The following is a 24,950-nucleotide window of genomic DNA, read 5'->3' as shown; positions in this document are numbered from 1 at the left end:
TCCTTTCCCATGAGTCAGATGCGTGCCGTGGCGCTGCCCGACAGGACAGTGACACCGTGCTGGTTGATGGTGCGGACATCGAGGTCGACGTAGCTGCTCTGCGGGTTGCCGCGCACGTCGAGCACGGTCACGATCGCGTAGAGCGAGTCCCCGGGCCACACGGGGCTGACGAAGCGAACCCGGTAGCGCATCAGCCGCTCTCGGCCCACCCACTCAGCCAGGAGCCTTTCCGCGGCGCCCATCGCGAGCATTCCGTGTGCCATCACGCTGGGGTAGCCGGCGCCCAGCGCGCGCGGCTCGTCGGTGTGCAGGGGGCTGTAGTCGCCCGACGCGCCGGCGAACTGCACGATCTGGGTGCGAGTCACGTCGGCGATGACGGTGCATTCGCGGCTGGCGCCGACGGTGAACTCGTCGTCGGCGCGGCTCGTCTGACTGTTCACGTCCCACCACCGGGGCCGGAGACGGCGACCTCGGTGTCCACCAACACCATGCGTGAGCGCAGCACCAGGGCGCCTGCGGCATCGTGGTAGTCCCTGACGATCTCGCGAAAGGTCAGGGCGCCCGCGCGGCGGCTCTGTTTACGCCAACTCGCACCGTCGTACTCGGTGACGGTGAGGCTGTCGCCGATATGTAGGGGGGCGAAGTATTCGAACTCCTGCTCGGCGTGCAAGACGCTGCCGCCGGCCGTTGAGCTGCCAGCAGCAAGTGCCCCGGACGGACGCAGCCCGCGCATATGCGTCGGATCGAATTGCACTGCCGCGGCGGGGAACGTCACCGGCACCGGCGTCCCGGGTACAGGAACGCCTTGCGCGAGTTGCTCGTCACCGACAGCGCGAGCAAATGCCAGGACATGACCCGGTTCGATGTCGAACGCATAACTGCCCATCACAGCCCCGGGTCCGCCGGGCGGAAACGGGGCAGCGCGCCGCCTCCGCCGGTGTCGCAGAAGACCACCTCGACCCGCTGGCCGATCGCCAGGTTCGCGGGATCACAGTCGACGATGTTGGTGATCATCTTGGGGCCTTCGTCCAACTCCACCATCGCTAGCACATAGGACCCGGCGTCGGCGTACTCAAGGATTCCGCGAGTGGTAATGGTGTAGCTGTAGATCGCGCCCCGACCCGTGGCCACGAAATTGATCAGATTGGTACTGTGGCAGTCAGCGCACAGATAGCGCGGGTAGTACAACGCCTGACCGCAGTCCGAGCACCGCTGCAGCAGTAACGTTCCGTCCAGGGTCGCCGCCCAGAACGCCGCAGTCTCGGGCTGGATGTCGGGCGCCGGTGTCGGCAGTTCGCGGTCGCTCATGCGTCGCCTCGACCCAGGATCACGGTCGCATTTCCCATCCGGGTGGACAACCAGCCTCCGGTTCCATGCGCGAGCGCCAGAGCGCAGTCGCGAACCTGCACCGCCGGGTGCGCCTCGCCGCGCAGTTGGCGCACCGCCTCGATGATCTTGGTCATTCCGCCCCGGTTGGCCGGGTGGTTGTTGCACAGCGAGCCACCATCGGTGTTGAACGGCAGCCGACCGTGCGGCGAGTGCAGGGCGCCGTCGAGGACGAACTTGCCGCCATCGCCCTTTGCGCAGAAGCCGAGATCCTCCAGCGCCAGTAGGACAGTGATGGTGAACGAGTCGTACAGGCCCACATAGTCGATGTCCGTGGGACGGACGCCGGCCTCGGCGAATGCGTCGGCACCCGAGCGCACGCCGCCGGTCACGGTGATGTCCTGCCAGCCGCCGCGGGTGTGTTCGACGGCCTCACCGTGGCCCAGGATCTTGACGCAGTCGCGGTCCAGTGCGGCGGCGATGTCCTCGGCGACCACAACCAGTGCGCCTCCGCCATCGGTCACCACACAGCAGTCCAGCCGGTGCAGGGGTGTCGACACCATCGGCGAATTGACGACATCCTCTACGGTGACCACATTCGGCAACATCGCGTTGACGTTGTACTGCGCGTGTACCGAAGCGGCGACCTTGATTTCGGCCAACTGTTCGCTGGTCGTGCCGTAGGAGTACATGTGCCGGTGGGCGGCGAGGGCGTACAAGGCACTCACGTTCGCGCCGAAAATCGGCTCGAAGGCCTTCTCAGGCGGTTCGCCCATCAGCTGTCCAGGGGCCCGCAGTGACGTTGTTCGGGGCCGCCCACCAAGGGTGATCAACGCGACCTGGCACTTGCCCGCGGCGATTGCTGCGGCCGCGTGGCCGACGTGCGACATATATACCGATCCGCCCATGTCAGTACTGTCCATGTGCCGGAGGCGAAGTCCGAGGTAGTCGGCCATGGCCAGCCCGCCCAGGCCCGGGGCGTCAGCGCCGCAGTAGTAGGCGTCCACATCGGCCAGACTGAGGCCGGCGTCAGCGAGTGCGCCCAGTGCCACCTCCGCGTGGATCTGCGGAATCGATGTATCCGGCAGCTTCCGCCCGGGATGCTCGTAGGCCCCGGCGATGAACGCCTTCCCTCTGATTGACATCAGACGAATGGATTGGGCGGGGCCGCATCGGTGATCGGCCGGAACTGCGACTCCACCTCTTTCGCGAGTTGCCCTAGGTCCCAGGGTCCATCCGATTTCGCTGTGACCAGCGGCTGCGGATCGCTGTACAGCGACACCTCGTAGCCACGGGCGTGGATCACGCGCCCGTTGCACCAGCCGGACTGTTCAGAGGCGAGATAGGCCGCAATCGGGGCGATACTGTCCGGGGACAACTCATCGGCACCTGAGCTGTAGGCGGCGGCATCCTTGAACGTGGCTGTCATCCGGGTAGCCGCGGCGGGCGAGACCGCGTTGGTGGTCACGCCGTACTTTTTGAGTGCCACCGCGCACGAGTAGGTCAGCCCGACGATGCCCATCTTGGCCGCTGAGTAGTTCGGCTGTGCGGGCGCGCCATGCAGTCCGGCCCGTGAGGTGTAGTTGATGATCCTGTTCTGGGCGTTCGGATCACCCACCTTGCGCCAGTGCGCAGCGGCCGGCTTGATCGTGTTGAAATGGCCCTTGAGATGGACTCGGACGACGGCGTCCCACTCCTCCTCGGACATATTGAAGATCATCTTGTCGCGCAGAATGCCAGCCACATTGACCAGTACGTCGAGTTTGCCATAGCGCTCGATGGTCCAGTCGACGAGCTCTTTGGCGGCATTGTGATCCGAGATGTCGGCCCCGTCCGCCACCGCGGTACCGCCCGCTGCTTCAATCTCGGAAGCAAGTGCAGCGGCCGGACTTTCGTCCATCTCCAGCCCGCTGAGCGAGGCGCCGATATCGTTGATGACAACCGTGGCCCCTTCGGCGGCGAACAGTTTCACCACCGCGCCACCGATCCCGCGCCCCCCTCCGGTCACGATCGCCACGCGCCCGTCCAAACTTCCCATGATCAGCGCTCCAAACGGATCGGCAGGGCGACGGGACCCCGGGCGAAGGACGGCCGGTACTTGACGTCGTAACCGGGTTCGAGTTCGAAGACATGCAACTCGCTGATTGCGCGGATTGCGGCCCTGATCTCTCGGCGGGCCAGATGGTTTCCCAGGCAGCGGTGGATGCCGGCGCCGAACGCGAGGTGCGCCGAGCCGTTGGGGCGCTCGAAGTTCAGCGCTTCGGGGTCGGGGAACTTGTCGGGGTCGTGATTAGCCGCCGCCCAGTTGAGCAGGACTCGATCGCCCTGCTTCATCGGGCAGCCGCGCAGCTCGGTATCGGCGGTTAGCGTGCGACCAGCCGTCGGAACCGGCGTCTCGAAACGCAGGAACTCCTCGACGTGTTTGTCGAGCACCTTGGTCTCAACGTCGCGCAGGCTCTCGCGCAACGCATTGTCGGTTCCCAGGATTCGCGCGATACTCGCCAGCCCACCCATCGTGGTCTCCATGCCGGCCATGATGGTCATGTTCAGCGTCTCCATCCGGACCCGGTCATCGAGCTCGAGTCCGTCGTCGAATTCGCCCGTGCCCAGGTGCGCGATCACTCCCGCGAGGTCGTCGGTGCGGCCTTCGGCGCGGCGTGCCTGCAGCAATTCAGCGCAGAAGACGAACAGCTTGGGCGCCGCTTCCAGCGCCTTTTCGGGTTGGGTCAGCAACACGTCGAGGACCTCCAGCACCCAGCCGATGTCGGAGGCCTTCTGGTCCAGGAAGGTCTCAAAGAACACGATGGGCGGGAGCTGGGAGGTGAAGGCCGCAACAAAATCGACGGGACTGTGTTTGACGCATGTGTCGATCAGGCCGTCGACGGTCGCGCGGATGCTGGGCTCGGCCGCGGTCAGCGCCTCGGGGGTGAAGAACGGGTTCAGCGCTCGGCGCACACCGCGATGCAGGGGTGGGTCGGTCTCCAGTGGCACCATGCGCAAGATGTTGAGGTCGAATTGGACCGGCGTCGCGCCGTCGGCGCTGCTGTAGGTGTTCCAGTTAACCGCCGCGTCCATGACGTCCTGATACGCGTTGAGCACCCAGAATCCCGTATTCTCGGCGCTCCAGTGCGCTGTGCTGCGCGCAACCGGACACGTCTCGCGCAACCCGTTGATGCGCGGCCAGAAGTCGTCAGCCAGCTCAGGGTCGAGCGGATTGAAGTCGACCCCACGGGGGGACGTATCCACCGACGCCGACCCCGCGATGTCGTGATCATTCATGGTAGAGCTCCTGTCTCAATTCACTGGCCACTTGCGTGGGCATTCGACCCATCCCCCACAACTGGCCCGGCGCCGGTTCCCGAATAGAATTCTGCGTCGCATTAGAGCTAAATCCTGCGTCGTATTAGAACTACGATGTTTCTATCTTGCGGCCCCTGTAATGTCAAGGACGTCACACTTAGGGGCCGTTTTGCCAGGATATACCCACCCTCAGTGGCTCCTCGAACGTGCGCGACGCCGACGCTCAGATCGCGGTTGATGCGGGATATTCGGTTATGGTTTAGACTCAACGGAGCAAAGTGGCGGGAGGAGCGCAGCGTGGCGAAAGTGACCTACGTGCGACCCGACGGTGAACAGGTCATCGTGGAGGTGACCGAGGGAACCTCGGTCATGCAGGCGGCCCTGGCCAACGACATTTCCGAGATCGTCGCCGAATGCGGCGGCACCCTGGCGTGTGCCACCTGTCATGTCTACGTCGACCCGGACGACCTCGGCCGCCTCAGTACGCCCAGCACTGACGAGGAGGAAATGCTCGATTACACCGCCTCTCCGCGCCAGCCCAACTCCAGGCTCAGCTGTCAAATCACCGCCGGACCCGAGCTGGATGGTCTGGTGGTGCGATTGCCGCCGACCCAGTACTGATGTCGACTCCCACCATCGTTATCGCCGGCGCAGGGCAGGCCGGTTCCCGCACGGCCGCCTCCCTGCGCGAGCTGGGTTTCGAGGGCCGTGTGGTGCTCGTCGGCGACGAACCCCATCTGCCCTATCAGCGACCACCGTTGTCCAAAGGCCACCTCACCGGGGCGGCCGCACGGGACAACCTGTGGCTGCACCCGTGGACGTTCTACGACCATCACGAGATCGAATTGCGCCTGTCCAAACGAGTCAACCGGATCGACCGTCCTAACAATCGCGTTGAGCTGGCCGGCGGCGAGATCCTCGACTACGACCATTTGGTACTCGCACTTGGTGCCCGCAACCGGACCTTGCCGCTGGACGGCAACGAACTCGACGGCGTCGTCGGGCTGCGAAACCTCGCTGAGGCGGATGACATCCGCGAGCGGTTAGCCCGTGCCCGACGTCTCGTCGTCGTGGGCGGTGGCTTCATCGGGCTGGAGGTCGCCGCGACCGCGGTCAAGCTCGGCCTGGATGCCGTCGTCGTCGAAATCGCCGATCAGCTAATGGGACGGGTGCTGTCTGCCCAAATGGCCGGCTTCGTCCTCGACGCCCACAGGGCCCGCGGGTTGCGTGTTGAACTCGGCACGAGCGTGACCGGCTTAACCGGCACAGCAGGTCGGGTCAGCGCTGTGACGACGACAGACGGCCGCGAGTTCCCCGCCGACATGGTGCTCGTCGGCATCGGAGCGGCACCCAACACCAACCTCGCCGAGGATGCCGGCCTTCGGGTCGACAACGGGATCGTTGTCGACGAATACCTGGCCACCGACGACGCGCAGATCTCCGCGGTCGGCGACTGCACGTCGTGCCCGAACAGGTTCGCCGGCGGAACCCGGGTGCGGCTGGAGTCGGTACACAACGCCACAGCGCAGCCACGCGCGCTAGCTGCCCGACTCGTCGGACGACCCGAACTCTACGACAGCGTGCCGTGGTTCTGGAGCGATCAGGGCGACCTTAAGCTTCAGATCGCCGGTCTGGGCGTGCAATCCAGCCATGCGGTACTGCGCGGTGACGTTGACAGCGGGCGCTTTTCAGTTTTCTGCTTCCACGACGGCGTGCTGCGCAGCGTGGAGTCGCTCAACCGCCCCGGCGACCACATGGCGGCGCGAAAACTGCTTGCCCTCGGCAATTGTCTGACCCCCGAACAGGCCCGGGACCCCGATTTCGACCTGCGCGCCCACATCGCAGCCCACAGCATCGGCGATCCTGTCGTCCCCGCCCATCGCGCAACCTCCCCGCGGGCGGCCGGGTGAGATCTAAACCATGACGGCTATTTAGCGTTCGTTAGAAGTGGCAAACGAATGGGCGACTGCAGCCTCAAAGTTGTCGACTTGGGCGGGCTGACCGCGATCGAGCCAGGTTCGGTGACAGGACAGTCCGACTCGCGAGTATTAAGGAGCTCTTCATATGGACATCCGGGACGGCGTCGCGTTGGTGACGGGGGGTGCCTCAGGTCTAGGCCTGGCGACCGCACGCGAGCTGCACGACCAAGGCGCCAAAGTGATCATCCTCGACCTGCCTTCGTCGACCGGCCAGGTCCTCGCAAAGGAGCTGGGAGAAAACGTCGTGTTCGCCGCCGCTGACGTCAGGAGCGAGTCGGAGGTAGCCGCCGCCCTTAGCGAGGCAGCCCACCTGCGCCCGTTGCGGATTGTGGTGAACTGCGCCGGGATAGGCAACGGCATCAAGACGGTGGGCAAACATGGGCCTTTCCCGCTAGTCGACTTCGCCAAAGTTGTCAACATCAACCTGATCGGCACCTTCAATGTGATCCGACTTGCGGCCGAACGGATATCGAGCAACCAACCGGTCGGCGAGGAGCGCGGCGTCATCATCAACACCGCTTCCGTCGCCGCCTTCGACGGCTAGATCGGCCAAGCTGCTTATTCCGCCTCTAAAAGTGGCATCGTTGGAATGACCCTGCCGATCGCGCGCGACCTTGCCAGCTTGCAGATTCGTGTCGTGACCATCGCCCCAGGTCTGTTCCACACTCCCGCGTTCGCGACCCTTTCCGGAGAAGCCATAGCCGCCCTCGGCGCGCAGGTACCACACCCACCTCGGCTCGGCGAACCCCGCGAATTCGCCGCATTAGCCCGCCACTTTGTTGAGAACCCAATGCTCAACGGCGAGACGATCCGCCTCGACGGCGCGATCCGCATGGCACCTCGATAGTTCTGGGCATGCGCCAATCTGTGGTCTGCGACAGCGCCCCCGCGCCCACGTGGCTCGGGGTGCGCGTGTTCAGGCTTTACGGCGATCGTTGCGGGCCACCACCAGACCGAGCTTCTCGAAGTCGAGGGTGGTCGTGGTGATCCCGCGTTCGCGTAGCTTGTACTTTTGCACCCGGCCGTTGACGTTGGCTGGCAACGATTCGAGCAGCTCTACGTAGCGCGGGATTGCGTAGTAGGGCATCGACTTTCGAAAGAACTCGAATAGTTCCTGCGGCTCAATGTCGCTTCCCGGGGCCAATACCAGACAGACCTTGACGTCGTCCTCGCCGAGGTCGGAGGGAACAGCGTGCACGGCCGCCTGGGCGATCGAGGGGTGCGCCATGATGGCCTGCTCCAATTCAATGGAGGACACGTTCTCACCGCGTCGGCGCAACGAATCCTTCTTGCGGTCAGCGAACCAGAAGTATCCCTCGTGATCGACGCGGCCGCGGTCACCGGTGTGATGCCAGAGGTTCCGGAACGCCTGCACGGTTGCGGCGTCGTCGTTCCAATACCCGGAGAACAGGCGGAACGGTTCATCGGGCCGCACCACAATCTCGCCGGACTCCCCCACCGCGACCTCGCGGTCGTGATCGTCAACGATCTTCACCTGTAGCCCTCTGGTCAGCTTGCCCATGCTGCCGGGATGGCGGTTGTCGCGCGGATCGCCGAGGAGCCCGGGCCAACATTCCGACTGCCCGAAGACTTCGGCATAGGGGGCGATGCCGAAACGCTTCTCGAACTGCTCGTTGAATTCCGCGGTTGAAGGCATGAAGGTGATGTGGCGCAGCTTGTGGTTGCAGTCGTCGTCGTTGGGCGGCTGCGCCATGATCGCCATCCCCATCGCCCCCATGCCCAGTGCGGCGGTGGCACCGGTCTCGCGAATGCGTGCCATGTAGGTACTGGCATGAAATGCTGGCTCCACGATGGCGGATCCGCGAACCGCCAATGCCGCGGCGACCAACCAGGTTTGACCGCTGAAGTGGAACAACGGGTTGGCGCCGAAGATGACGTCACCCTTCTCGTACCAACCATTGTCGACGAATACGTTGATCAGGTTGCAGTAGTAGCCGTGGGTGATGGTGCAGCCCTTCGACGGCCCGGTGGTGCCCGACGTGTAGATGATCGCGCACACATCGGTGGGGTCGATGTCGGGCTCGGCGAGATCCCCAGAGAAGTCCTGCAACCACGCGTAGCGCAGGTCAGGCTGCAATGTCGCGTCCTGCGCGGGCTCTCCTACCAGAACCAGCTCAGGCCGATCGGTGAGGTTCGCGAGGACCGGCGACAGCATTTCCATCGCCGCGCTGTCGCCGATGTAGACCTTGGCCGTGGTCTGGACGAGCTGGTGGCGCAGGAAGTCCCCACGCAGGTAGGTGTTGAGTGGCACCTGAATGGCCCCGACTTTGGCAATCGCGTAGATGAGCACGATGTATTCGAGGCGGTTGCTGAGATTGATCGCGACCCGGTCGCCCTTGCGCACGCCCGTCGCCTGCAGTCCCGCCGCGACGCGATCAGATTGCTGGTCCAGGCCGCCGAGCGTGACCCAGTCGCTATCGCATTGGATGAAAGGCCGGCCGGGGTCCAGCGCAGCTTCCTCGCGCAGCCAACCGCCGAGGGTCAGGCCGGGTCGCTGATCATCGCGAGCCATTGGTCACTCCAGTCGGGTTGTGCCGTGCGCCGAGGATCAGCTCGGCCGCCCGTTCCCCGATCATCATCGACGGGGCATTGGTGTTGCCGGTGGTGATGGTGGGCATGATGCTGGCGTCGGCGACGCGCAGGTCGGCGATGCCGTGCACCCGCAATTCAGGATCGACCACTGCGAGGTCGTCGATGCCCATTTTGCAGGTCCCCACCGGGTGATAGGACGGTGTCACCGCGCCGCGCACGTAATGCTCCCAGTCGGCGTCGGTGGAGCAGTTCGCCTCGGGTTCGAGCTGCCCGTCGGTGATCGCTGCCATCGCCGGCTGGGCCATCACGTGCTGCACTGCACGCAGCCCGCGCAGACAGTCGCGCAGGTCGTCGGGATCGGCCAGGAATTGATAGGAGATGCGGGGCATCGAGTCCGGCGCTGAGTCGCGCAGCGTGATCGAACCGCGGGTGCGGGGCCGCAGGAAAGTGGACGACGACAGGAAGCCCTGCTCCTTGGCCTGCTGCACGTTGAACATCCCGTCCTCGTCGACGGCCCGGGTGATTGCAAATGGAACGAACTGCAGCTGCAGGTCGGGCGTCTCCAAGGTGGGATCGGTGCGGCCCATGCATTGGACCTGGACCATCGTCATGGCCAGCAGGCCGCTGCCGTTGCGCACGTAATCGACCAGTCCTTTCACAGCGGTGCCGATGCGCATCTTGTTGATGGTGGGAATCGTCGCCCGCCAGCGTTGCATCAGGTAGGGGTGGTCGTGCAGGTTCTGGCCCACCCCCGGCAGGTCCAGTACCGTCTGCACCCCGGCATCCGACAGCGCTGCGCGAGGCCCGATCCCAGACAGCTGCAGCAGGCGCGGCGAGCCAATCGCGCCGGCGCTGATCACCACTTCCTCGCGGGCAGTCGCGTCCCGCACCGTTCCTTTGTGCCGATACTGCACTCCGACTGCCGCGCCTCGCTCCAACAGGATGCGGTACACGTAGCTGTGGGTGCGCACGGTGACCCGGCCCCGGGGTGCGACGCGGCGCAGGTACTCGCGCGATGCTTGGGAGCGAGTGCCGCGGCGATGGTTCACCTGAGTAAGTCCGACGCCATCCTGATAGGTCCCGTTGTAGTCCGGGTTGGACGGGTAGCCCGCCTGCAGACAAGCGTTCAGATATGCCGTGTTGGCCTGACCGTGGTTGGTCTGCACATTCACCGAGATCGGACCTAAACCACCGCGCAGCTCGCTGGGACCGCCTTCCCAAGTCTCCATGCGTTTGAACGCGGGCAACACCGAGTCGTAATCCCAGCCCGTGCATCCCTGCTTGGCCCAGCCGTCGTAATCGGCCCGGTTTCCGCGGACGAATACGCACGAATTGATCGAGCCGCCACCGCCCATCACCTTGCCGGCCATCCAGGCTTCGGGATTGCCGGTGCGCGACAGGTCGGGCTCGGCAGGGTATTTCCAGTTGACTTTCTGGTAAGCGATGCCCACCGCAGCCGGGATCCGCACGTCGATGCGCCGATCACTGACGCCGGCTTCCAGCAGCAGTACATCCGCACCCGCTGCGCCCAGCAGGGCCGCCACCGCCGACCCCGACGAGCCTCCCCCAACGACGACATAGTCGAAGGTTTCAGCGCTCTTTGTCACCTGTCGGCATTCCTTCCGTGAATTCGCTGAGGCCTAGTAGCTCTTGGGCAGGCCGAGGACGTGCTGACTGATATAGGCCAAGATCAGCTCCTGGGGAATCGGTGCGATCTTCATCAGCCGCGCTTCGCGCCAGTACCGCGCGATGTGATATTCCTCGGCGTAGCCGAACCCGCCGTGGGTCTGCATGGCCGTGTCGGCGGCCTGGAAGCCGGCGTCGGCGGCCAACAACTTGGCCATGTTCGCCTCAGGTCCGCTGGGCACGCCGCGGTCGAGCATCCAGCCGGCACGCCGGGTGATCAGCTCGGCGGCTTCGAGCCGGGCGTAGGCCTCAGCCAGCGGAAACGCGACGCCCTGATTCTGGCCGATAGGTCGGCCGTACACCACCCGCTGGTTGGCGTAGCCGACCGCGCGGCGCAGTGCGGCCTGACCGGTACCGATGGCCTCCGACGCGATCAGCACCCGTTCGGCGTTGAGCCCATCGAGAAGATAGTAGAAACCCTTGTCTTGCTCCCCGACGCGGTCGGCTGCCGGTACCACCACGTCGTCATAGACCGTCTCGCATGAGGACACCGCGTTGCGGCCCGCCTTGGCGATGGGAGTGATGGTGACGGCGGGATCGTGCAGGTCGACCATGAACAGCGTCAGCCCGTCGGTGCGACGCGCGCACTCCTCGACCGCTGTGGTGCGCGCCAGCAACAGCACCCGGTCGGCGTCCTGAGCTTTGGAGGTCCAGACCTTTTGGCCCCGAACGACATACGAGTCGCCGTCGCGGACAGCCCGGGTCTTGATCGCCAGCGTCTCGGTACCCGCGTCGGGTTCGGTCACACCAAACGCCACATGCAACTCACCGGAGGCGACCCGGGGAAGGTAACGCTGCTTGATGTCCTCCGAGCCGTGCAGGATGAGCGGATGCATCCCGAAGATCGACAGGTGGATGGCGCTGCATCCGTTCATCGCCGCGCCGGACGCAGCGACCTCCTGCAGGATGACTGAGGCCTCCAGCAGCCCGCGGCCGCTGCCGCCGTAGGCTTCGGGTATCGCGATGCCGATCCAGCCGCCCTCAGCCAGCGCCCGGTAGAAATCCCACGGAAACTCGTGGCGGCTGTCGCGTTCGGCCCAATACTCGTCATCGAACTTCGTGCAGATGGCCCGTACGCCTTCGCGAATCAGGGTCAGGTCAGTGTCGTCCGAGAAATCCACCCGTACATGCCTTTCCGGTCATGAGCCCGCCGGCGCTTGCTGGACCGCTTTGAGCTCGTAGAACTCCGCCAGGCCGTGGTGGCCCAGCTCGCGGCCGTTGCCGGACTGCTTGTAGCCGCCGAACGGCGCGAGCATGTTGAAGAACGAGCCGTTGATGTCGACCGCGCCGGTGCGCAACCGCTTCGCGACACGCAGTGCGCGGTCGTGGTCGGCCGACCATACGGCGCCCGCCAGTCCGTACTGGCTGTCGTTGGCGACAGCGACGGCTTCGTCCTCGGTGTCGTAGGGCAGGATCGACAACACCGGCCCGAAGATCTCCTCGCGGGCAATCCGCATGTCGTGGCGGACGTTGGAGAACGCGGTGGGTGTGACAAAGTAGCCGGGCGGCACACCGGTCGGCGGTTGGGTGCCGCCGTAAATGAGTGACGCGCCCTCGCTGATCCCGAGGTTGACATAGTCCCAGACCTTTTGGCGCTGCACCGACGTCGCGAGGGGTCCCATGGTGGTGGCCGGATCAAGCGGATCACCAAGGGTGTAGGTCGCTAGGCGGGCGCGCACGAGGTCGTCCACCTCGGCGAGGCGCTCCCGAGGAACCACCATCCGCGTCCAAGCGGTGCACACCTGGCCGGTGTTGGTGAAGCAATTGGCCACCCCGACCTTGACCGCCCGCGCCAGGTCGGCGTCATCGAGAATGACGTTGGCCGACTTGCCGCCCAGCTCGAGGGCCACCCGTTTGACCGTGCGGGCCGCTACCTCGCCGATCCGTCGGCCAGCCGCTGTCGAACCGGTGAAGGTGATCATGTCGACGCCGGGGTGGGCGACCAAGGCTTCGCCGACCACTGCGCCGGTGCCGGACACGAGGTTGAACACGCCTGGCGGAAGACCGATCTCGTCGATCATGTCGGCGACGAGGAAGGCGCTCAGCGGCGCCACTTCGGACGGCTTGAGTACCACGGTGCAGCCGGTCGCCAGCGCGCCGCCCACTTTGCCGATCACCTGCTGCAGGGGAAAATTCCATGCCGTAATCGCCGCGACGACACCGATAGGTTCGCGCAGCACCAGCGAGTCGCCGATCTGCTCCTCCAACGGAAAGTCCGCCATCAGTTCGCGGTAGCTGTCGAGAACGCGACGCGGCTGACCCACTTGCACCGCCGTGGACACCCGCAGCGGGGTACCCACCTCGGTAGTAATTAGCTGGGTGAGTTCGTCGGCGCGCTCGTCGAGCTTTTTGGACAGCCGCGCCAGAAAGTCGAGTCGGACGTCTATCGGTGTCTGTGACCAGCCCGGGAACGCCGCGCGCGCGGCGGCCACGGCCGCCGCGACGTCATCGACCGTGCCGTCGGGAATCGTGCCGATGATCTCACCGGTGATGGCCGAGTCGACCTCGATGACTTCGCCGGCGGAGGCTCTCCAGCCGCCGTCGATGTAAACGTGCCGCCGGTCGTAGCTGCTCATGATTTCAGTCCTGGGGTTTTGGCGTGCAGTTTGCGCATTTTGGATATCCATTCGTCGTAGTCGGCGGCCTTGCCGCGAAAGTACTTCTCCACCAACGGATGAGTGAGGATCAAGAACTGTTCTTTGTTCATGCCGTCGACGATGCAGTTGGCCGCTTCGTCGGGTTCGATCGCGCCGGCGACCGCGAACCATTCCCCCTGGGCGCCGCGCAGCATCGCGGTGCGGACCCCCTCGGCGACGATGCAGGACACCCGAATCCCTTTGTCGCCGTAGTGAATCGACAGCCATTCGGTGAGCCCGAGCACGGCGTGCTTGCTGGTGGCGTAGGGGGCGTTGCCGAGCGCGGTGAGCAAGCCTGCTGCGGACGCGTTTTGGATCAGGTATCCCGAGCCGCGTTCGAGCATGTGCGGCAGCACGGCCCGGGCTGCGTAGACCTGGGGCATGACATTGACATCCCATACCCGCTGCCACGCCTGGTTGGAGGCCCACGGGTTTCCCCGCTCATGCAGCGCTGTGATGCCGTCGTGCGGCCCACCCCAGAGCACCCCGGCGTTGGACACGAATGCGTCGATACGTCCGAATTCCGCCAGGGTGGCGTCGACCAGATGGATGACCTGGGCTTCCTCGGCGACGTCGGTGACAACGCCGAGCGTGCCGATGTCCTCGGCGACGACCACGGTGCGCGGCGCGTCGATGTCGGCGACAACGACCGAGGCGCCCAGGGCGGCGAACCGCCGGCACATGGCTTCCCCCATGCCAGCGGCGCCGCCGGTGACAACGATGACTTTGCCTGCGGGCTCCACCGGCCTAGGTCAGCTTCGTCAGTTTCGCCGCGTTGTCCCACATGACTTTGCGTTCGGCGACGGGATCGTTGAGCTCGGCGGCCACCTTCTCGTACTGGCGGGGTTCGGCAAGGCCCTCCGGGTGCGGGTAATCCGACCCGAACAGCACCTGGTCGATGCCGAGATGCTCCACCACATCGAGGAGGTTGTCCTCCCAGAAGGGAGACACCCACACGTGCTCGCGGAACTGCTCTACGGGATCTGAGGCGAAGTAGCCGGGGCGTTGGAAGCCCGCTCGGTTCAGCCCGGAGATGAGCAACGGCAGGAACTCCGCTCCGTTTTCCACCGAGGCGATGGTCAGATCCGGGAAACGCTCAAAGAGCTTGTCGCAGGTCACCGCGGCCAAATAGTTGGCGACTGCCCGCTCGTGTCCGACGGCAATCTGCAGCGGTGAGGCGATGTCGCCGATGATGTTGCCGCGGTGTTCGACGTATTTGTCCAGGCCTGCTCCGCCGACCTCACCGACGTGAACGACCACCGTTGCCCCGGCCTCCTGCACCCGCGCCCAGATCGGGTCGAAGATCTCATCACCGGGAGAGTGCCAGCCGCCGTCGGTGTAGGTGGCCTGGGCGCGCACCACGAAAATCCGGGCGCCGTTGGCCAGGCCGTGCTCGACTTCGCCGATCGCGTTCGGGATGTCGCCGAAAGCCAGGTAGGGGGAACTGAAAATCCGGTCCTTGTAGTTGTAGCCCCAGTCATCGAGTAGCCACCGGTTGAAAGCCTTGAACGCCTGTCCGGCCGCGGGCGGGTCGTACTGCAGCGCTTCTTCGTATCCCATCGCCAGCGACGGCAGCATCCACACCGCCTGCAGGCCCTGCTCGTCCATCTTGGCCAGCCGGTCGTCGCGGTTGCGGTAGTGGCTGGGAATCGGCTCGCGCTCGGACAGGATGTCCAGAAGCGAGCGCTTCTGCGGATTACCGCGGAAGTAGTCGGCCATCGCCCCCGGCTTCACGATGGGGTCAAAGGTCGGATTCGTGACGGTGTGGTCAATCTTGCCGGCCACAATCTGGCGGGTGCGGCCGTCGATAACCGCGGTTTGTACGGTGCGCTCACGCCATTCCTTGGGACGGTGCCGGGTGAAGGCGTCCAGAGGCTCGTAGTAGTGCTGATCGACGTCGAGCACGGGAAGAAGGTCGGTGCCAGTCACGTGGTCCTCCAAACGTTGACAGGTCTATCGGGATGTCCATCTCGGCGCGGCAGAACAGCCTCCACGCTGGGATTTATTATTCTAAATCTACTAAGAATTTGGTGAACGGACAAGGGCAGGCACAGCAGCCAGAACACATAGAGCGTCCACGATCGTCCCGCCGTTTTTGTCGGCAATGGCAGGATTCACCTCGATCTCGGCCAGGTTCTGTTCCGCGAGCAGAACAGTCATCCGGTTGAGCGTGTCGCCGATCCAGGCCTCATCGACGGGTTCGCTTCCGCGGAAACCAAAAATCAGTTCGGCTAGCCGCAGCCGCGTCAGCGCCTTGTGCAGGGTGGCCGCATCGCACGGCAGCGGAACGTGTTCGACGTCGCGGTGCACCTCGACGGCTGCGCCGCCCACTCCTACCGTGCCGAACACCCCGAGGTCATCTGCGGTGCGCACGGTCAGGATCAGCTCCACTCCGGCGGTCACCATCTTCTGCACCAGCCAAGTCGGGTTGGTCGCCACGCTCGTAGCTGCCATCCGTGCCACCGCGTCCTCGACCTGGGCGGCGTCGGACAGGTTGACCGCGACAAGCCCCAGCTCGGTGCGGTGCGCGATGTCCTCATCGGCGGACTTGACGACTACGGGGTAACCGAGCGCCCCGGCCGCCGCTGCCGCCGAGCCGGCGTCGCACACCGTCATCGCCGCGACGTCCAGGCCGTAGTCAGTCAGCAACCGCAATGCCTGGGCGCCGCCGATCGTCGCCGCACGCGTGGCGGGCTCGCCGGCGAAGGTGGGGGTCGGGTCCAGCACCCGCTGCGGGCCGAGCAGCGCTCGTACCAACCGGCCCAGGTCTGATGGGCTCTGGGCCACCAACACCCCCGCCTCGCGCAGCTCTTTGATGTAGGGGTCGACCGCGCGGCCCCCATACCAGAGCACGACGCAGGGTTTACCGGTAGCGCGGCGCACCGCCAGAATGTCGGCAACGCTTTGGGCGTTCCACCCCCGGGCGCCCATCGGGAGCGGCACGCACACCGCCTCCACGGCCGGATCTTCGGCCACCGCGGTGAGATAACCGCCGAAGTGCCCGGGCATCGAGCCGGGTCCGACATCGAGCGGATTGGGGATGGCGGCGAAGCTCGGCAACAGTGCCTTGAGGCGTTGGGTCGTCGACGTCCCCAGCGGGGGGAACACCACCCCGGCGCTGGCCAACTGCTCGGTGGCCAGCACTGCCATGCCGCCGGAGTAGGCGACCATTCCCCAGCGTCGCGGGAACTGCCGCTGCGACGGCGCGGTCACGGTGCCCAGCACCCACAGGTCGTCGGGGTCGTCGACCACGGTCACATCCAGCGCCCGCAACAGCGCCAACTCCAATGCGCCACGACCGATGATCTTGCCGGTGTGGCTGGCTGCGGCCTGCTCGCCTGCCGCGGTGCGCCCGCCCAGATAGGTGATCAGCCGTTTGCCGGCGTCGTGCAGTTGCTCGACTGCGGCGGCGAAACGGCGGCCGTCGCGGATGGATTCCATGTACAGCGCGACGGTGTGGACTTCGGGTAGCCCCGCGAAATAGGAGATGAAGTCGGGGATGTCCATGTCGCGCTGATTACCGGTGCTAACGATGTGGGAGATACCCACCCCGGCGTCTCGGGCCCGTTCGACGACGGTGCTGCCGATCGCGCCGCTCTGCGCGATCACGGCGATCCCGCCCGCGGTGATGGGCACCCCCTCGGTGAGTACCGAGGTCATGCTCATGGCCAGGCCGGTGCGGACGTTGACCAGTCCGGTGCTGTTGGGCCCGACGACATGGATGCCGTGCTGCTTGGCGAACTCCAGCAGCGTGCGCTCCAAGCTGTGTCCGTCCGCCCCCATGTCGGCGAAGCCCGCCGTAAGGATCAGCGCCTGACGGGCGCCGACGGCGGCGCATTCCTCCAACACCCCTAACACCGCGGCCGCAGGGACCGCGATGACCACCACGTCGGGCACTGAAGTCGCGTCGCTCAGCGACCGGAGTGCCGGGTGGCCGTCAACCTCAGTGGCGGTGGGATGGATCACCATCACCTGGCCCGCGTAGCCGTAAACGCGCAGATGCTCAAGTACCGCCCGACCACCCGCCTTGTAGGCCTGTCCGCTGCTGGTGGATGCCCCGACGATGGCCACCGACGATGGCTCAAGAAACCGTTTAGCAATGTGCCCGCGGGGCGGCGCCAGCCCCAGTGCCTCAGTCACGCCAGGTCCTAAACGGCAGCACTGCCAGGCTTCGAGTCTGACCGCCGTACGCGGCGAGCCGGGCGTTCTCCGGCAGCGAGAAGCGGGGTATCCGGCGCAGGATCTCCTCGAACGCGATCGTCAACTCCAGGCGCGCCAGATGAGACCCCAAGCACCGGTGGCTGCCGGCGCCGAACACCATGGACTGCTTCGCTGGACGGTCAAGGAGGATCTGATCGGCCTGCGGGTAGGCGTCTTCGTCGCGGTGCGCCGACGCCAGCGGCACCACCACCCGGTCACCGGGCTGCAGTTGGACCCCGTTGATCACCGCGGGTTCGGTCACCGTCCTGCTGGCATGCACGATCGGCTCGTACCGCAGCAGCTCTTCTACGGCCGCAGGGATCAACGCCGGATTCGCCGCAAGGCGGTCTTGCAGATCTGGGCGACGGGCCAGATGCAGGAAACTGAATCCGATCGCGGTGGTCACCGTGTCCAGACCGGCAAGCACCAGCACGTAGGCGAAGTTAAGGATCTCCCGATAGTCCAGCTTGCGCTGCCCGGGCATCTCGGCGGTGGTTAGGTAGGAAATGATGTCGTCGCCGGGATTTTTCAGCCGCTCGTCCAATAACGCGCGCAGGAAGTCGTTGAGCGCCTTGCCGGCGCCCAGCCGGGCTGCAGTCTGCGCCTCGACGTCGCCATGCGAAGCGCCGGTGGTCGTGGTGTGCAGGATGGTGCTCGCCCAGCTGCACAGCTGATCACGCTGCTGCACACTGAAGTCCAACCCGACCAGGCGCAGGAACACCGCACTGGGGAAGGGCTGGGCGAATTCGGCCATGAAATCGAACTCACGCTTGTCCAACATGGTGTCGACGAGTTGAATCGCGTACTCGCGAACCGACTCCGCGATGTGCTCGATGGCCTTAGGGCGAAACAGCGGATCGACGATCGTGCGGTACCGGCGGTGCTCGGGTGCATCAACCTCCAGCGGGATCAGCGCGCGAGTGTGGCCCGGAGTGGGCGGAGTGTCCGCCGGCCACGATGAGAAGGTCTGTGCGTTGTGCAGGACCGCGGCGATGTCGTCGAACTTCGTCATCACGTAGAAGCCGCCATAGTTCTCCGTACGCGCCACCGGACATGTCGTGCGCAACGCGGCGTAATCAGCGTGCGGGTCCAGCGCGAACTGCGGATCGTAATGGTCATACTCGTGACCCAAGGCATGCAGCGCGGTGCAAACGCCTGTGCGCTTGCCGGGTTGTTCGTCGCTCACGGGAGCTCACCTCGATCGTTGGAAATGGTGGACGGGGGCTGGCCGGACGCGGCCGGCGCCAAGTCGGAGTCGACCGAGCCGCGGCACAGCTCAGCCAGGGCACCCGGTTCCTTGTAGTGCACGTCGACGCGCACGATCTTGCCGTCACGCAGCCGGTACACGTCGACGCATTCGACGGGCATGCTGCGTCCGGTCCGCCGCGAGGTGAAGGTCCCGTGTACCACGACCGCGACCCAATCGTCAGTCCCGGCGATCCCGGGCGGGTCCAGCACGACTCGGAACTCGCGGCTCACCGCCCCCAGCATTCTGCGAAACCCCTCGACGCCGACATAGTCACCACCGAACGGCAGGCTGGCAGCCTCGGAGAACACGTTGGCATCGTCGAGCAAGGCCGCACAAGCGCTGATATCCCCGCAACGTAGTCCGTCGGTGAATCTGCGCACGACCTCTATGTTGTGCTGCCCAGCCACCGAAAACCGCCTCTCCAATTCGTCCAACCCGTCGGCTCAGCGTTGGCCTATTCATTATTTTTCTACACAGATTTTGGTAGTTAGTCAACGGTCACAGCCTTAGGTGCATATATTAGTCTGTGATAAGTTAGATGAAACTTCGACGGGAGAGGACGCCTTGACATTCGCGCTCAGCGACGAGCAGCGCCAACTTCAACAGCTGGTGCGCAAGTTCTGCGAGGCCAAATCCCCGATCGCCGAGGTGCGGCGGCTGATGGACACCGAGGACGGCTTCGACGCCGCGGTGTGGGCCCAGCTGGGTGGTGAGCTGGGCCTGCAGTCCCTCGTCATCCCGGAGCGCTTCGGCGGTGCCGGCTACTCCCTGGTGGAACTGTGCCTGGTCATGGAGGAAATGGGCCGCGCCCTGCTGTGCGCGCCGTTCCTGTCGTCGATCGCCCTGGGCGCTAACGCGATCCTGATAGGCGGCACCGCCGAGCAGCGCGAGCGCCTCCTTCCCGGTATCGCCTCCGGCGACGTGCGCGCCGCGCTCGCCTTCGCCGAGCGGACCGACGCCTGGGCGCCCTACGAGGTGGCCACCACGGCCACCGCTGACGGCACGGACTACCGCCTGCGCGGGACGAAAACGCTGGTTGTCGACGGTCACACGGCGCAACTGCTCGTCGTGTCGGCACGGCTGGCCGGCTCCGCGGCGGTCTCGTTGTTCACCGTGGACATCTCCGACGCGCAGGGCCTGCTGCGCACGCCCCTGCCCACGCTGGATCAGACGCGCAAGCTAGCCGAAGTGCATTTCGATGAGACGCCGGCGCGGCTGCTGGGCGGTCCAGACGACAACGGGGTGGCGACGTTGCAGCGCACCCTGCAGCGTGCGGCGGTGTGCCTGGCCGCCGAGCAGGTTGGCGGCGCGGCGCACTGCCTGGACGCCTCGGTCGCGTATGCGCAGATCCGCACACAATTTGGGCGGGCAATCGGCAGTTTCCAGGCTATTAAGCACCGGTGCGCCGACATGCTGCTCGACGTCGAGTCGGCCCGCTCCGCCGCCTATTACGCGATGGCCTCGGTCGTCGACGACACCGATGCGGCGGCGGCGCCATCGCTGGCCTATGCACATTGCTCGCAAGTTTTTTCCCGGGCAGCCACCGCCATGATCCAGATCCACGGCGGCGTCGGCTACACCTGGGAACACGAGGCGCACCTGTATCTGAAACGGGCCAAGGCCTCCGAGGCATTGCTGGGGGGCCTCGGTTACCACCAGGATGTGGTGGCCCAATCGATGAACCTCTGAACTGACCCTTTGAGTCAGGCCGAGGATCCGCCGTCGACCCGCGGGGCTTTGTCCGGTTTGGCCCCATCCCGCAGCCGGGTGTAGCCCACCATCACGTGCTCACCGTCCTGATCGGCAAAGGACCGCAGAGTCCCGGCGCGATCACACCGGCACCGCTCATCCACCCGGGATGGGGCTGAACGCGACGCCGGGCAGCGGCGCGAAGTGGTGGATCTCGACGGTGCGGCGGCTGATCCGCCACCGCCCCGACTGGCGCGAGAATTCGTCGTGGTAAGTGGCCGCGACGACGATCGCAGTGCCGTCGGGGGCGCTGCCCTGGAAGGTCAGATTCGACATACCGGTCGCTGCTTCCGCTCCCTCCTCCACGTCGAGCACGAGGTTGACCGTCCAGTGGTGCAAAGCCGAGAAGACCGGCCACATCGACTCCTTGAGCCCGCGCTCGATGTCGACCAGGCCGGTATAGCTGCCGAACGGGCCGCCGGTGTCCCAGGTCGCGTTCTCGTCCCAGACGGAAAGGAAGCGCTCGAGGTCGTGCCGGTCGATGCCGTGGCAGTAGTCGTAGACCAGCCGGGTCAGCGCCCGCTCGGTCTCAAGCCGCCCCACACGCGCCTCGAGGTCAGTCATCAGGCCATCCCTTCTGTTCGGAGACGGGGAAATCGCTCGATATAGGGCACAAACGCGGCAAGCACCTGATCCTCAGTAAGGCCGCAGGACTCGAGGGAGTACGAGTGCTTGCCGAATTTGTGCTGCGGGTTGTCCTGCTCCCAGCCGACGAAGGCCTTCTCGGCCTCGGGCGTGAGGGTGCGTCCGTGCTGGTCGTAGATGCGACGGATGACATCAATGGGGTTGGCGACGATGTCGTCGTAATAGATGTCGACGATGCGCGGGTCATCACCAAGGCGGTCACGCTGGTCGAGGCCCTTGAGCATCTCAGCGGACCACAGCTCGAGCATCACGGGGCCGACCTTGCGGGGGTCGACCGAGTTGCCGAAGAGCCCCCAGAAGATCTCGAAGAGGCGCACGAACGACGGCACGACCACGGTTGGATCGCGGTGGCAGAAAGCGATAGTCGCGCGGGGAAACGCCCCCAGGATCGGCTCGATGCTGCCGACATGCGTTGGGGACTTGAGCACCCACGGACGGTCCCGGCGCCCGCCGTCCTGCCACTGCAGGTAGCGCAGGATGCCTGCGAGGTAGTCGTAGTTGGGGCGCTGGTCGCGCGACTGCACCCGCTTGACGAAGGTCGGGATGTAGCCGACGCTCCCGCCGGCCAGGTGGTTGAAGGTGAGCCACAGCAGCAGCGAGTCCTCATCGGGCTCGTCGGCGATCCATGGATGGGCGGCCATGAACTCGGGTGACTGGGATGCGAGCCCGTCGACGTAGTCGCGAGCGATCGCGATGCGAGGGTCGGGTTCCTCGGGCGTGGCGCCGGGGAGCGGCGCCACGTTGAGCAGACGCCAGAACGTGAGTTCCTGGACACCGGGGTCGGTCGAGAGCATCCGCTGCAGTTTGGTCGTGCCGGTGCGGAAGAGTCCCGCGACGACGATTGGGTCGCTGACGTCCTCGGCCGCGATCTGGGGGTGTGTGGCGAGGTCGGCCTGGTAACGGAGTCTGTTGACGAGTAACCCGTGTACAAGGTGCTGCAGGCCCAGACCGCCCACCGGGCTGATATCCGCCTCAGTGCTGATGGCGTCGAGGTAGGCACGCACGTTGTCGGTGAATCCGGGCTCTCCGAAGTCGTCCGAACCTGCCTCGGCCACCGCCGCAGCAATGCGGTGCTCGGCGTCGAAGTCTGCGGTGGGCATCCCCTGCAACGTCTGCTCTGACATGACAACTCCTCGATCGACCGGGCTTCGGGGTTGAAAGCTACCGGCCAATGCTCCTCCATTGGTCAAAATCGGCGCAGATTTGTAAATTCTCTTGGCGACGTAATCAGTGGAGATCTCGAGGTAAAGTCCGATGCAGACTTCGAAACGCTATTAGGAGAATGGACGATGGCCAAGGCCACGTTGGCTGGCACGTGGTGTTCGGGATCCCTTACACAGCCTGGGAGACCCACTACCGTCGAGGCGATCTGCGCCAACACGAACCTGAGTCCCGGTGATGCGATCGCCAGCCCATCACCGATGAGGTCCGGACGATCTGACCGGCCGCTAAAACAACGCTTGCCAAGTTTGCTGCCTGGCATCCTCGATCCCCATGTGTGTCTGAGTCAGCACAGTTTCTTCTCGTCACTGTGTGTTAGATCTCAAGCTCAAGTGCGTTTACGTACCCATTTTTGAACCGAAAATGATCTCGCACATCGTGTATAGATAGCCAAAACTACCTTCTAGCCATCTTGCTGTAGCGCGTGCTACCTTCGGGACCCAGGTGAGCTTGCGCAAAACGGAAGGCTGAAGGTGTCACGTCACCAACCCACGCCCACGCCGATTCGTAACGGCACGACTGCGCATGGCAAGGTCCGTCGATCCCCTGAGGAAGTCGATCGAGTCGTCTGCGACGCGGCGCGGCACCTGTTCGCGATGAACGGCTACGCCGGCAGCACGACCCGGGAAATCGCCGCACTGGCTGGTGTACACGAGCCGCTGCTCTATCGACGTTATGGATCGAAAGCCGGCCTTTTTCGCGCCGCGGTGTTGGTGCCGTTTGGCGAAGTGATCTCGTCGTACTTGACGACCTGGGAGACCCAGGTCGATGAGCCGGCGCCGCTGCGAGATCTGGTCCAAGGGTTCATCGATCCGCTGTATCGGTTGTTGCGCGAGCATCGCGAGCTCGCGATGGCGCTGGTGCAGGGACACCAACTGCTCCCGAACCCCTCTGATCCCTCGGAAACCGGTGCCGCCTGGCCTGCTGAGATCGCCGAAATCCTGCAGCAACTCGTCCCTCAGCTGGAGCTCGAAGGAGCGCGGCGCGGCCTTCACGTGGACCCCAGCACCACCAACATCCTGGTCTTGGGCATGGTGGCCGGACTCGCTCTCTTCGACCCGATCCTGTCAACCAATGCAGTCAACGCAACACCCTCGCAGCTGAGCCAAGCCATGGTTGACCTTGTCCTGCACGGTGTTTCGCCCAGTGATGCCACCGAACCCGATCCGCCACCCGCCGACGCTCCGGTTACAACCCAGCTGCTCATCGAACTACACGAACGTGTCGTCGCTGCGGAGCGGCGGGCCGCTCGAGCCGAGGCAGCACTGGCCCAGTACCTCAACGTCGCCGGGGGAAACACGATCCCTCGACTGAACCTGGAGATACCAGGCGGCTCGCCACACGACAAGGAGAAAAGCTAATGGTCGATGTCGTTCGTCCCGAGGACGATTACTTCCACACCACCACGATGACCGACAGCCCGTTCTGGAACGAAAGTGCCTGGTTTCCGTTCTACGTGGCCGAGCGAGATCTCAGCGGATTCGTCTACATGAATCACCGCCCCAACATGAACTTCTCGATGACCGGGGTCGCGTTGTGGGACCCTTCGGGCGAGGAAATGTATGACTGCCTCTACCACGATTGGCACGAATTCGCGCCACTGAACCCCTCGACCAATACCGAGATGTTCGACTACACCACACCCAACGGGCTGACCGTGCACTGCCTCAAGCCGCAGAAGGCGTTCACCATGCAGTACGACCGCGACGGCTGTCAGTTCGATCTGCGGTTCGACGCGACGATGGAGGTCGCCAACGCCGGTTTCCCTGACGGCTCCGAGGAATGGGGACCCCACCACTACGAACAGGCCGGCCGCGTGACGGGAACGGTCCGCATCAACGGCGAGGACATCGCCGTCGATTGCGGATCAAACCGGGACCACTCCTGGGGACCACGGCTCTACAAGGACAACCCCCGAGGCGACTTCCCCTGGTTCAACGACGGCAAGGGCTTCGCGTTCCAGACGTACAACATGGGCACCGAACCCCAAGACACCGACCCAATCGTCGGGACCACCGAACCGGCAATCACCGGCTGGCTGCAAAAGGACGACAAGGTCGCCAACGTGGTCACCGGCACCCGCAAGGTCGTCGAGCGACGCCCCGACGGCGTGCCATGGCGGCTGGTCATCGAAGGTACCGACGAGCTCGGCCGCACGGTGCACGCCGAAGGCCGCTGCAAGAACGTCCTGAAATGGGTGCCCTGGGCGCGGTACCTGCAGTACTGGTCCCTGTGCGAGTGGACCCTCGACGACGGCTCCATCGAATACGGCGAAGCCATCGAATGGTTCCCCGGCATCCAGGCACGAAAATTCCTACGCGCACAGACCGAGATTCGTTGAGCGTTGCGGAGATAGCCGCAATAAGGACGTAGGCGCACCAAGCACGTAGCCCGACCAAGAACGAG

The 24,950-nt window shown here is 65.0% G+C and carries 22 protein-coding genes and 1 pseudogene; 6 read left to right on the top strand and 17 right to left on the bottom strand.

Features of this window, described 5'->3' with window-relative positions; all coding sequences use genetic code 11:
* Positions 1-14 precede the first annotated feature (14 nt).
* The 6 genes from MNAB215_RS12190 to MNAB215_RS12165 are packed head-to-tail and all read right to left on the bottom strand — an operon-like array spanning position 15 to position 4,605.
* The gene (locus MNAB215_RS12190; RefSeq protein WP_077079092.1) at positions 15-440 is read right to left on the bottom strand and encodes a MaoC family dehydratase; all 426 of its coding nucleotides are present in this window, start codon (positions 438-440) and stop codon (positions 15-17) included.
* The gene (locus tag MNAB215_RS12185; RefSeq protein ID WP_077079091.1) at positions 437-886 is read right to left on the bottom strand and encodes an FAS1-like dehydratase domain-containing protein; all 450 of its coding nucleotides are present in this window, start codon (positions 884-886) and stop codon (positions 437-439) included. The genes MNAB215_RS12190 and MNAB215_RS12185 overlap by 4 nt, the downstream gene beginning before the upstream one ends.
* Complete coding sequence (locus MNAB215_RS12180; RefSeq protein WP_077079090.1) at positions 886-1,308, bottom strand: Zn-ribbon domain-containing OB-fold protein; 423 nt, start codon at positions 1,306-1,308, stop codon at positions 886-888. Before MNAB215_RS12180 ends, MNAB215_RS12185 begins: the two co-directional genes overlap by 1 nt.
* On the bottom strand, positions 1,305-2,471 hold the full coding sequence (locus MNAB215_RS12175; protein ID WP_077079089.1) for a thiolase domain-containing protein: 1,167 nt from the start codon (positions 2,469-2,471) through the stop codon (positions 1,305-1,307). Before MNAB215_RS12175 ends, MNAB215_RS12180 begins: the two co-directional genes overlap by 4 nt.
* Positions 2,471-3,343 (bottom strand): SDR family NAD(P)-dependent oxidoreductase, encoded by an 873-nt coding sequence (locus MNAB215_RS12170; protein ID WP_245830277.1) that lies wholly within the window; start codon positions 3,341-3,343, stop codon positions 2,471-2,473. Before MNAB215_RS12170 ends, MNAB215_RS12175 begins: the two co-directional genes overlap by 1 nt.
* Positions 3,344-3,366: 23 nt before the next feature.
* Complete coding sequence (locus MNAB215_RS12165; RefSeq protein WP_077079087.1) at positions 3,367-4,605, bottom strand: cytochrome P450; 1,239 nt, start codon at positions 4,603-4,605, stop codon at positions 3,367-3,369.
* Between the two features lie 318 nt (positions 4,606-4,923).
* Here MNAB215_RS12165 and MNAB215_RS12160 point away from each other — a divergent pair, with 318 nt between their 5' ends.
* The 3 genes and pseudogenes from MNAB215_RS12160 (at position 4,924) to MNAB215_RS12150 (ending at position 7,452) form a co-directional block, all read left to right on the top strand.
* Complete coding sequence (locus MNAB215_RS12160) at positions 4,924-5,247, top strand: 2Fe-2S iron-sulfur cluster-binding protein (RefSeq protein WP_077079086.1); 324 nt, start codon at positions 4,924-4,926, stop codon at positions 5,245-5,247.
* Positions 5,247-6,536 carry an NAD(P)/FAD-dependent oxidoreductase gene (locus MNAB215_RS12155; protein ID WP_077079085.1) on the top strand — a complete coding sequence of 430 codons (1,290 nt, stop codon included), beginning with the start codon at positions 5,247-5,249 and terminating at the stop codon, positions 6,534-6,536. Before MNAB215_RS12160 ends, MNAB215_RS12155 begins: the two co-directional genes overlap by 1 nt.
* Before the next feature lie 154 nt (positions 6,537-6,690).
* Positions 6,691-7,452: pseudogene (locus tag MNAB215_RS12150) on the top strand (3-hydroxyacyl-CoA dehydrogenase).
* Between the two features lie 69 nt (positions 7,453-7,521).
* Here MNAB215_RS12150 and MNAB215_RS12145 read toward each other — a convergent pair.
* The 9 genes from MNAB215_RS12145 to MNAB215_RS12105 form a co-directional block, all read right to left on the bottom strand.
* Positions 7,522-9,138, bottom strand: a complete 1,617-nt coding sequence (locus MNAB215_RS12145) for an AMP-binding protein (protein ID WP_077079084.1) — start codon at positions 9,136-9,138, stop codon at positions 7,522-7,524.
* Positions 9,125-10,765, bottom strand: a complete 1,641-nt coding sequence (locus MNAB215_RS12140) for a GMC family oxidoreductase (protein WP_077079083.1) — start codon at positions 10,763-10,765, stop codon at positions 9,125-9,127. Before MNAB215_RS12140 ends, MNAB215_RS12145 begins: the two co-directional genes overlap by 14 nt.
* 33 nt (positions 10,766-10,798) lie before the next feature.
* The gene (locus MNAB215_RS12135) at positions 10,799-11,965 is read right to left on the bottom strand and encodes an acyl-CoA dehydrogenase family protein (RefSeq protein ID WP_077079082.1); all 1,167 of its coding nucleotides are present in this window, start codon (positions 11,963-11,965) and stop codon (positions 10,799-10,801) included.
* Positions 11,966-11,983: 18 nt separating this feature from the next.
* Positions 11,984-13,420 carry an aldehyde dehydrogenase family protein gene (locus tag MNAB215_RS12130; protein ID WP_077079081.1) on the bottom strand — a complete coding sequence of 479 codons (1,437 nt, stop codon included), beginning with the start codon at positions 13,418-13,420 and terminating at the stop codon, positions 11,984-11,986.
* Positions 13,417-14,223: an SDR family oxidoreductase gene (locus tag MNAB215_RS12125; protein WP_077079080.1), complete on the bottom strand. Its 807-nt coding sequence runs from the start codon at positions 14,221-14,223 to the stop codon at positions 13,417-13,419. Before MNAB215_RS12125 ends, MNAB215_RS12130 begins: the two co-directional genes overlap by 4 nt.
* A gap of 4 nt (positions 14,224-14,227) precedes the next feature.
* Complete coding sequence (locus tag MNAB215_RS12120) at positions 14,228-15,409, bottom strand: amidohydrolase family protein (RefSeq protein WP_077079079.1); 1,182 nt, start codon at positions 15,407-15,409, stop codon at positions 14,228-14,230.
* A 90-nt stretch (positions 15,410-15,499) separates the two neighbouring features.
* Complete coding sequence (locus MNAB215_RS12115) at positions 15,500-17,620, bottom strand: acetate--CoA ligase family protein (RefSeq protein WP_077079078.1); 2,121 nt, start codon at positions 17,618-17,620, stop codon at positions 15,500-15,502.
* Entirely contained in the window at positions 17,613-18,866 is a 1,254-nt protein-coding gene (locus tag MNAB215_RS12110) for a cytochrome P450 (protein ID WP_077079077.1), read from the bottom strand. The genes MNAB215_RS12115 and MNAB215_RS12110 overlap by 8 nt, the downstream gene beginning before the upstream one ends.
* A complete protein-coding gene (locus MNAB215_RS12105) occupies positions 18,863-19,309 on the bottom strand; it encodes a nuclear transport factor 2 family protein (protein ID WP_245830275.1) in 447 nt (148 codons plus the stop codon). Before MNAB215_RS12105 ends, MNAB215_RS12110 begins: the two co-directional genes overlap by 4 nt.
* Before the next feature lie 184 nt (positions 19,310-19,493).
* Between MNAB215_RS12105 and MNAB215_RS12100 the strand changes: the two genes are divergently transcribed.
* Positions 19,494-20,618: an acyl-CoA dehydrogenase family protein gene (locus MNAB215_RS12100; RefSeq protein ID WP_077079076.1), complete on the top strand. Its 1,125-nt coding sequence runs from the start codon at positions 19,494-19,496 to the stop codon at positions 20,616-20,618.
* A gap of 156 nt (positions 20,619-20,774) precedes the next feature.
* Here MNAB215_RS12100 and MNAB215_RS12095 read toward each other — a convergent pair whose 3' ends face one another.
* Both MNAB215_RS12095 and MNAB215_RS12090 read right to left on the bottom strand, forming a co-directional pair.
* Entirely contained in the window at positions 20,775-21,242 is a 468-nt protein-coding gene (locus tag MNAB215_RS12095; protein ID WP_077079075.1) for a nuclear transport factor 2 family protein, read from the bottom strand.
* On the bottom strand, positions 21,242-22,447 hold the full coding sequence (locus tag MNAB215_RS12090; RefSeq protein ID WP_077079074.1) for a sulfotransferase family protein: 1,206 nt from the start codon (positions 22,445-22,447) through the stop codon (positions 21,242-21,244). The genes MNAB215_RS12095 and MNAB215_RS12090 overlap by 1 nt, the downstream gene beginning before the upstream one ends.
* Before the next feature lie 570 nt (positions 22,448-23,017).
* Here MNAB215_RS12090 and MNAB215_RS12085 point away from each other — a divergent pair.
* A complete protein-coding gene (locus MNAB215_RS12085) occupies positions 23,018-23,905 on the top strand; it encodes a TetR/AcrR family transcriptional regulator (protein WP_131829107.1) in 888 nt (295 codons plus the stop codon).
* Positions 23,905-24,885: a DUF7065 domain-containing protein gene (locus MNAB215_RS12080; protein ID WP_077079072.1), complete on the top strand. Its 981-nt coding sequence runs from the start codon at positions 23,905-23,907 to the stop codon at positions 24,883-24,885. Before MNAB215_RS12085 ends, MNAB215_RS12080 begins: the two co-directional genes overlap by 1 nt.
* Positions 24,886-24,950 lie beyond the last annotated feature (65 nt).

The organism is Mycobacterium numidiamassiliense, from assembly GCF_900157365.1.
Lineage (GTDB): Bacteria > Actinomycetota > Actinomycetes > Mycobacteriales > Mycobacteriaceae > Mycobacterium > Mycobacterium numidiamassiliense.
Note: the sequence above shows the minus strand (reverse complement) of the source record. Positions and strands in the feature narration are given on the sequence as shown.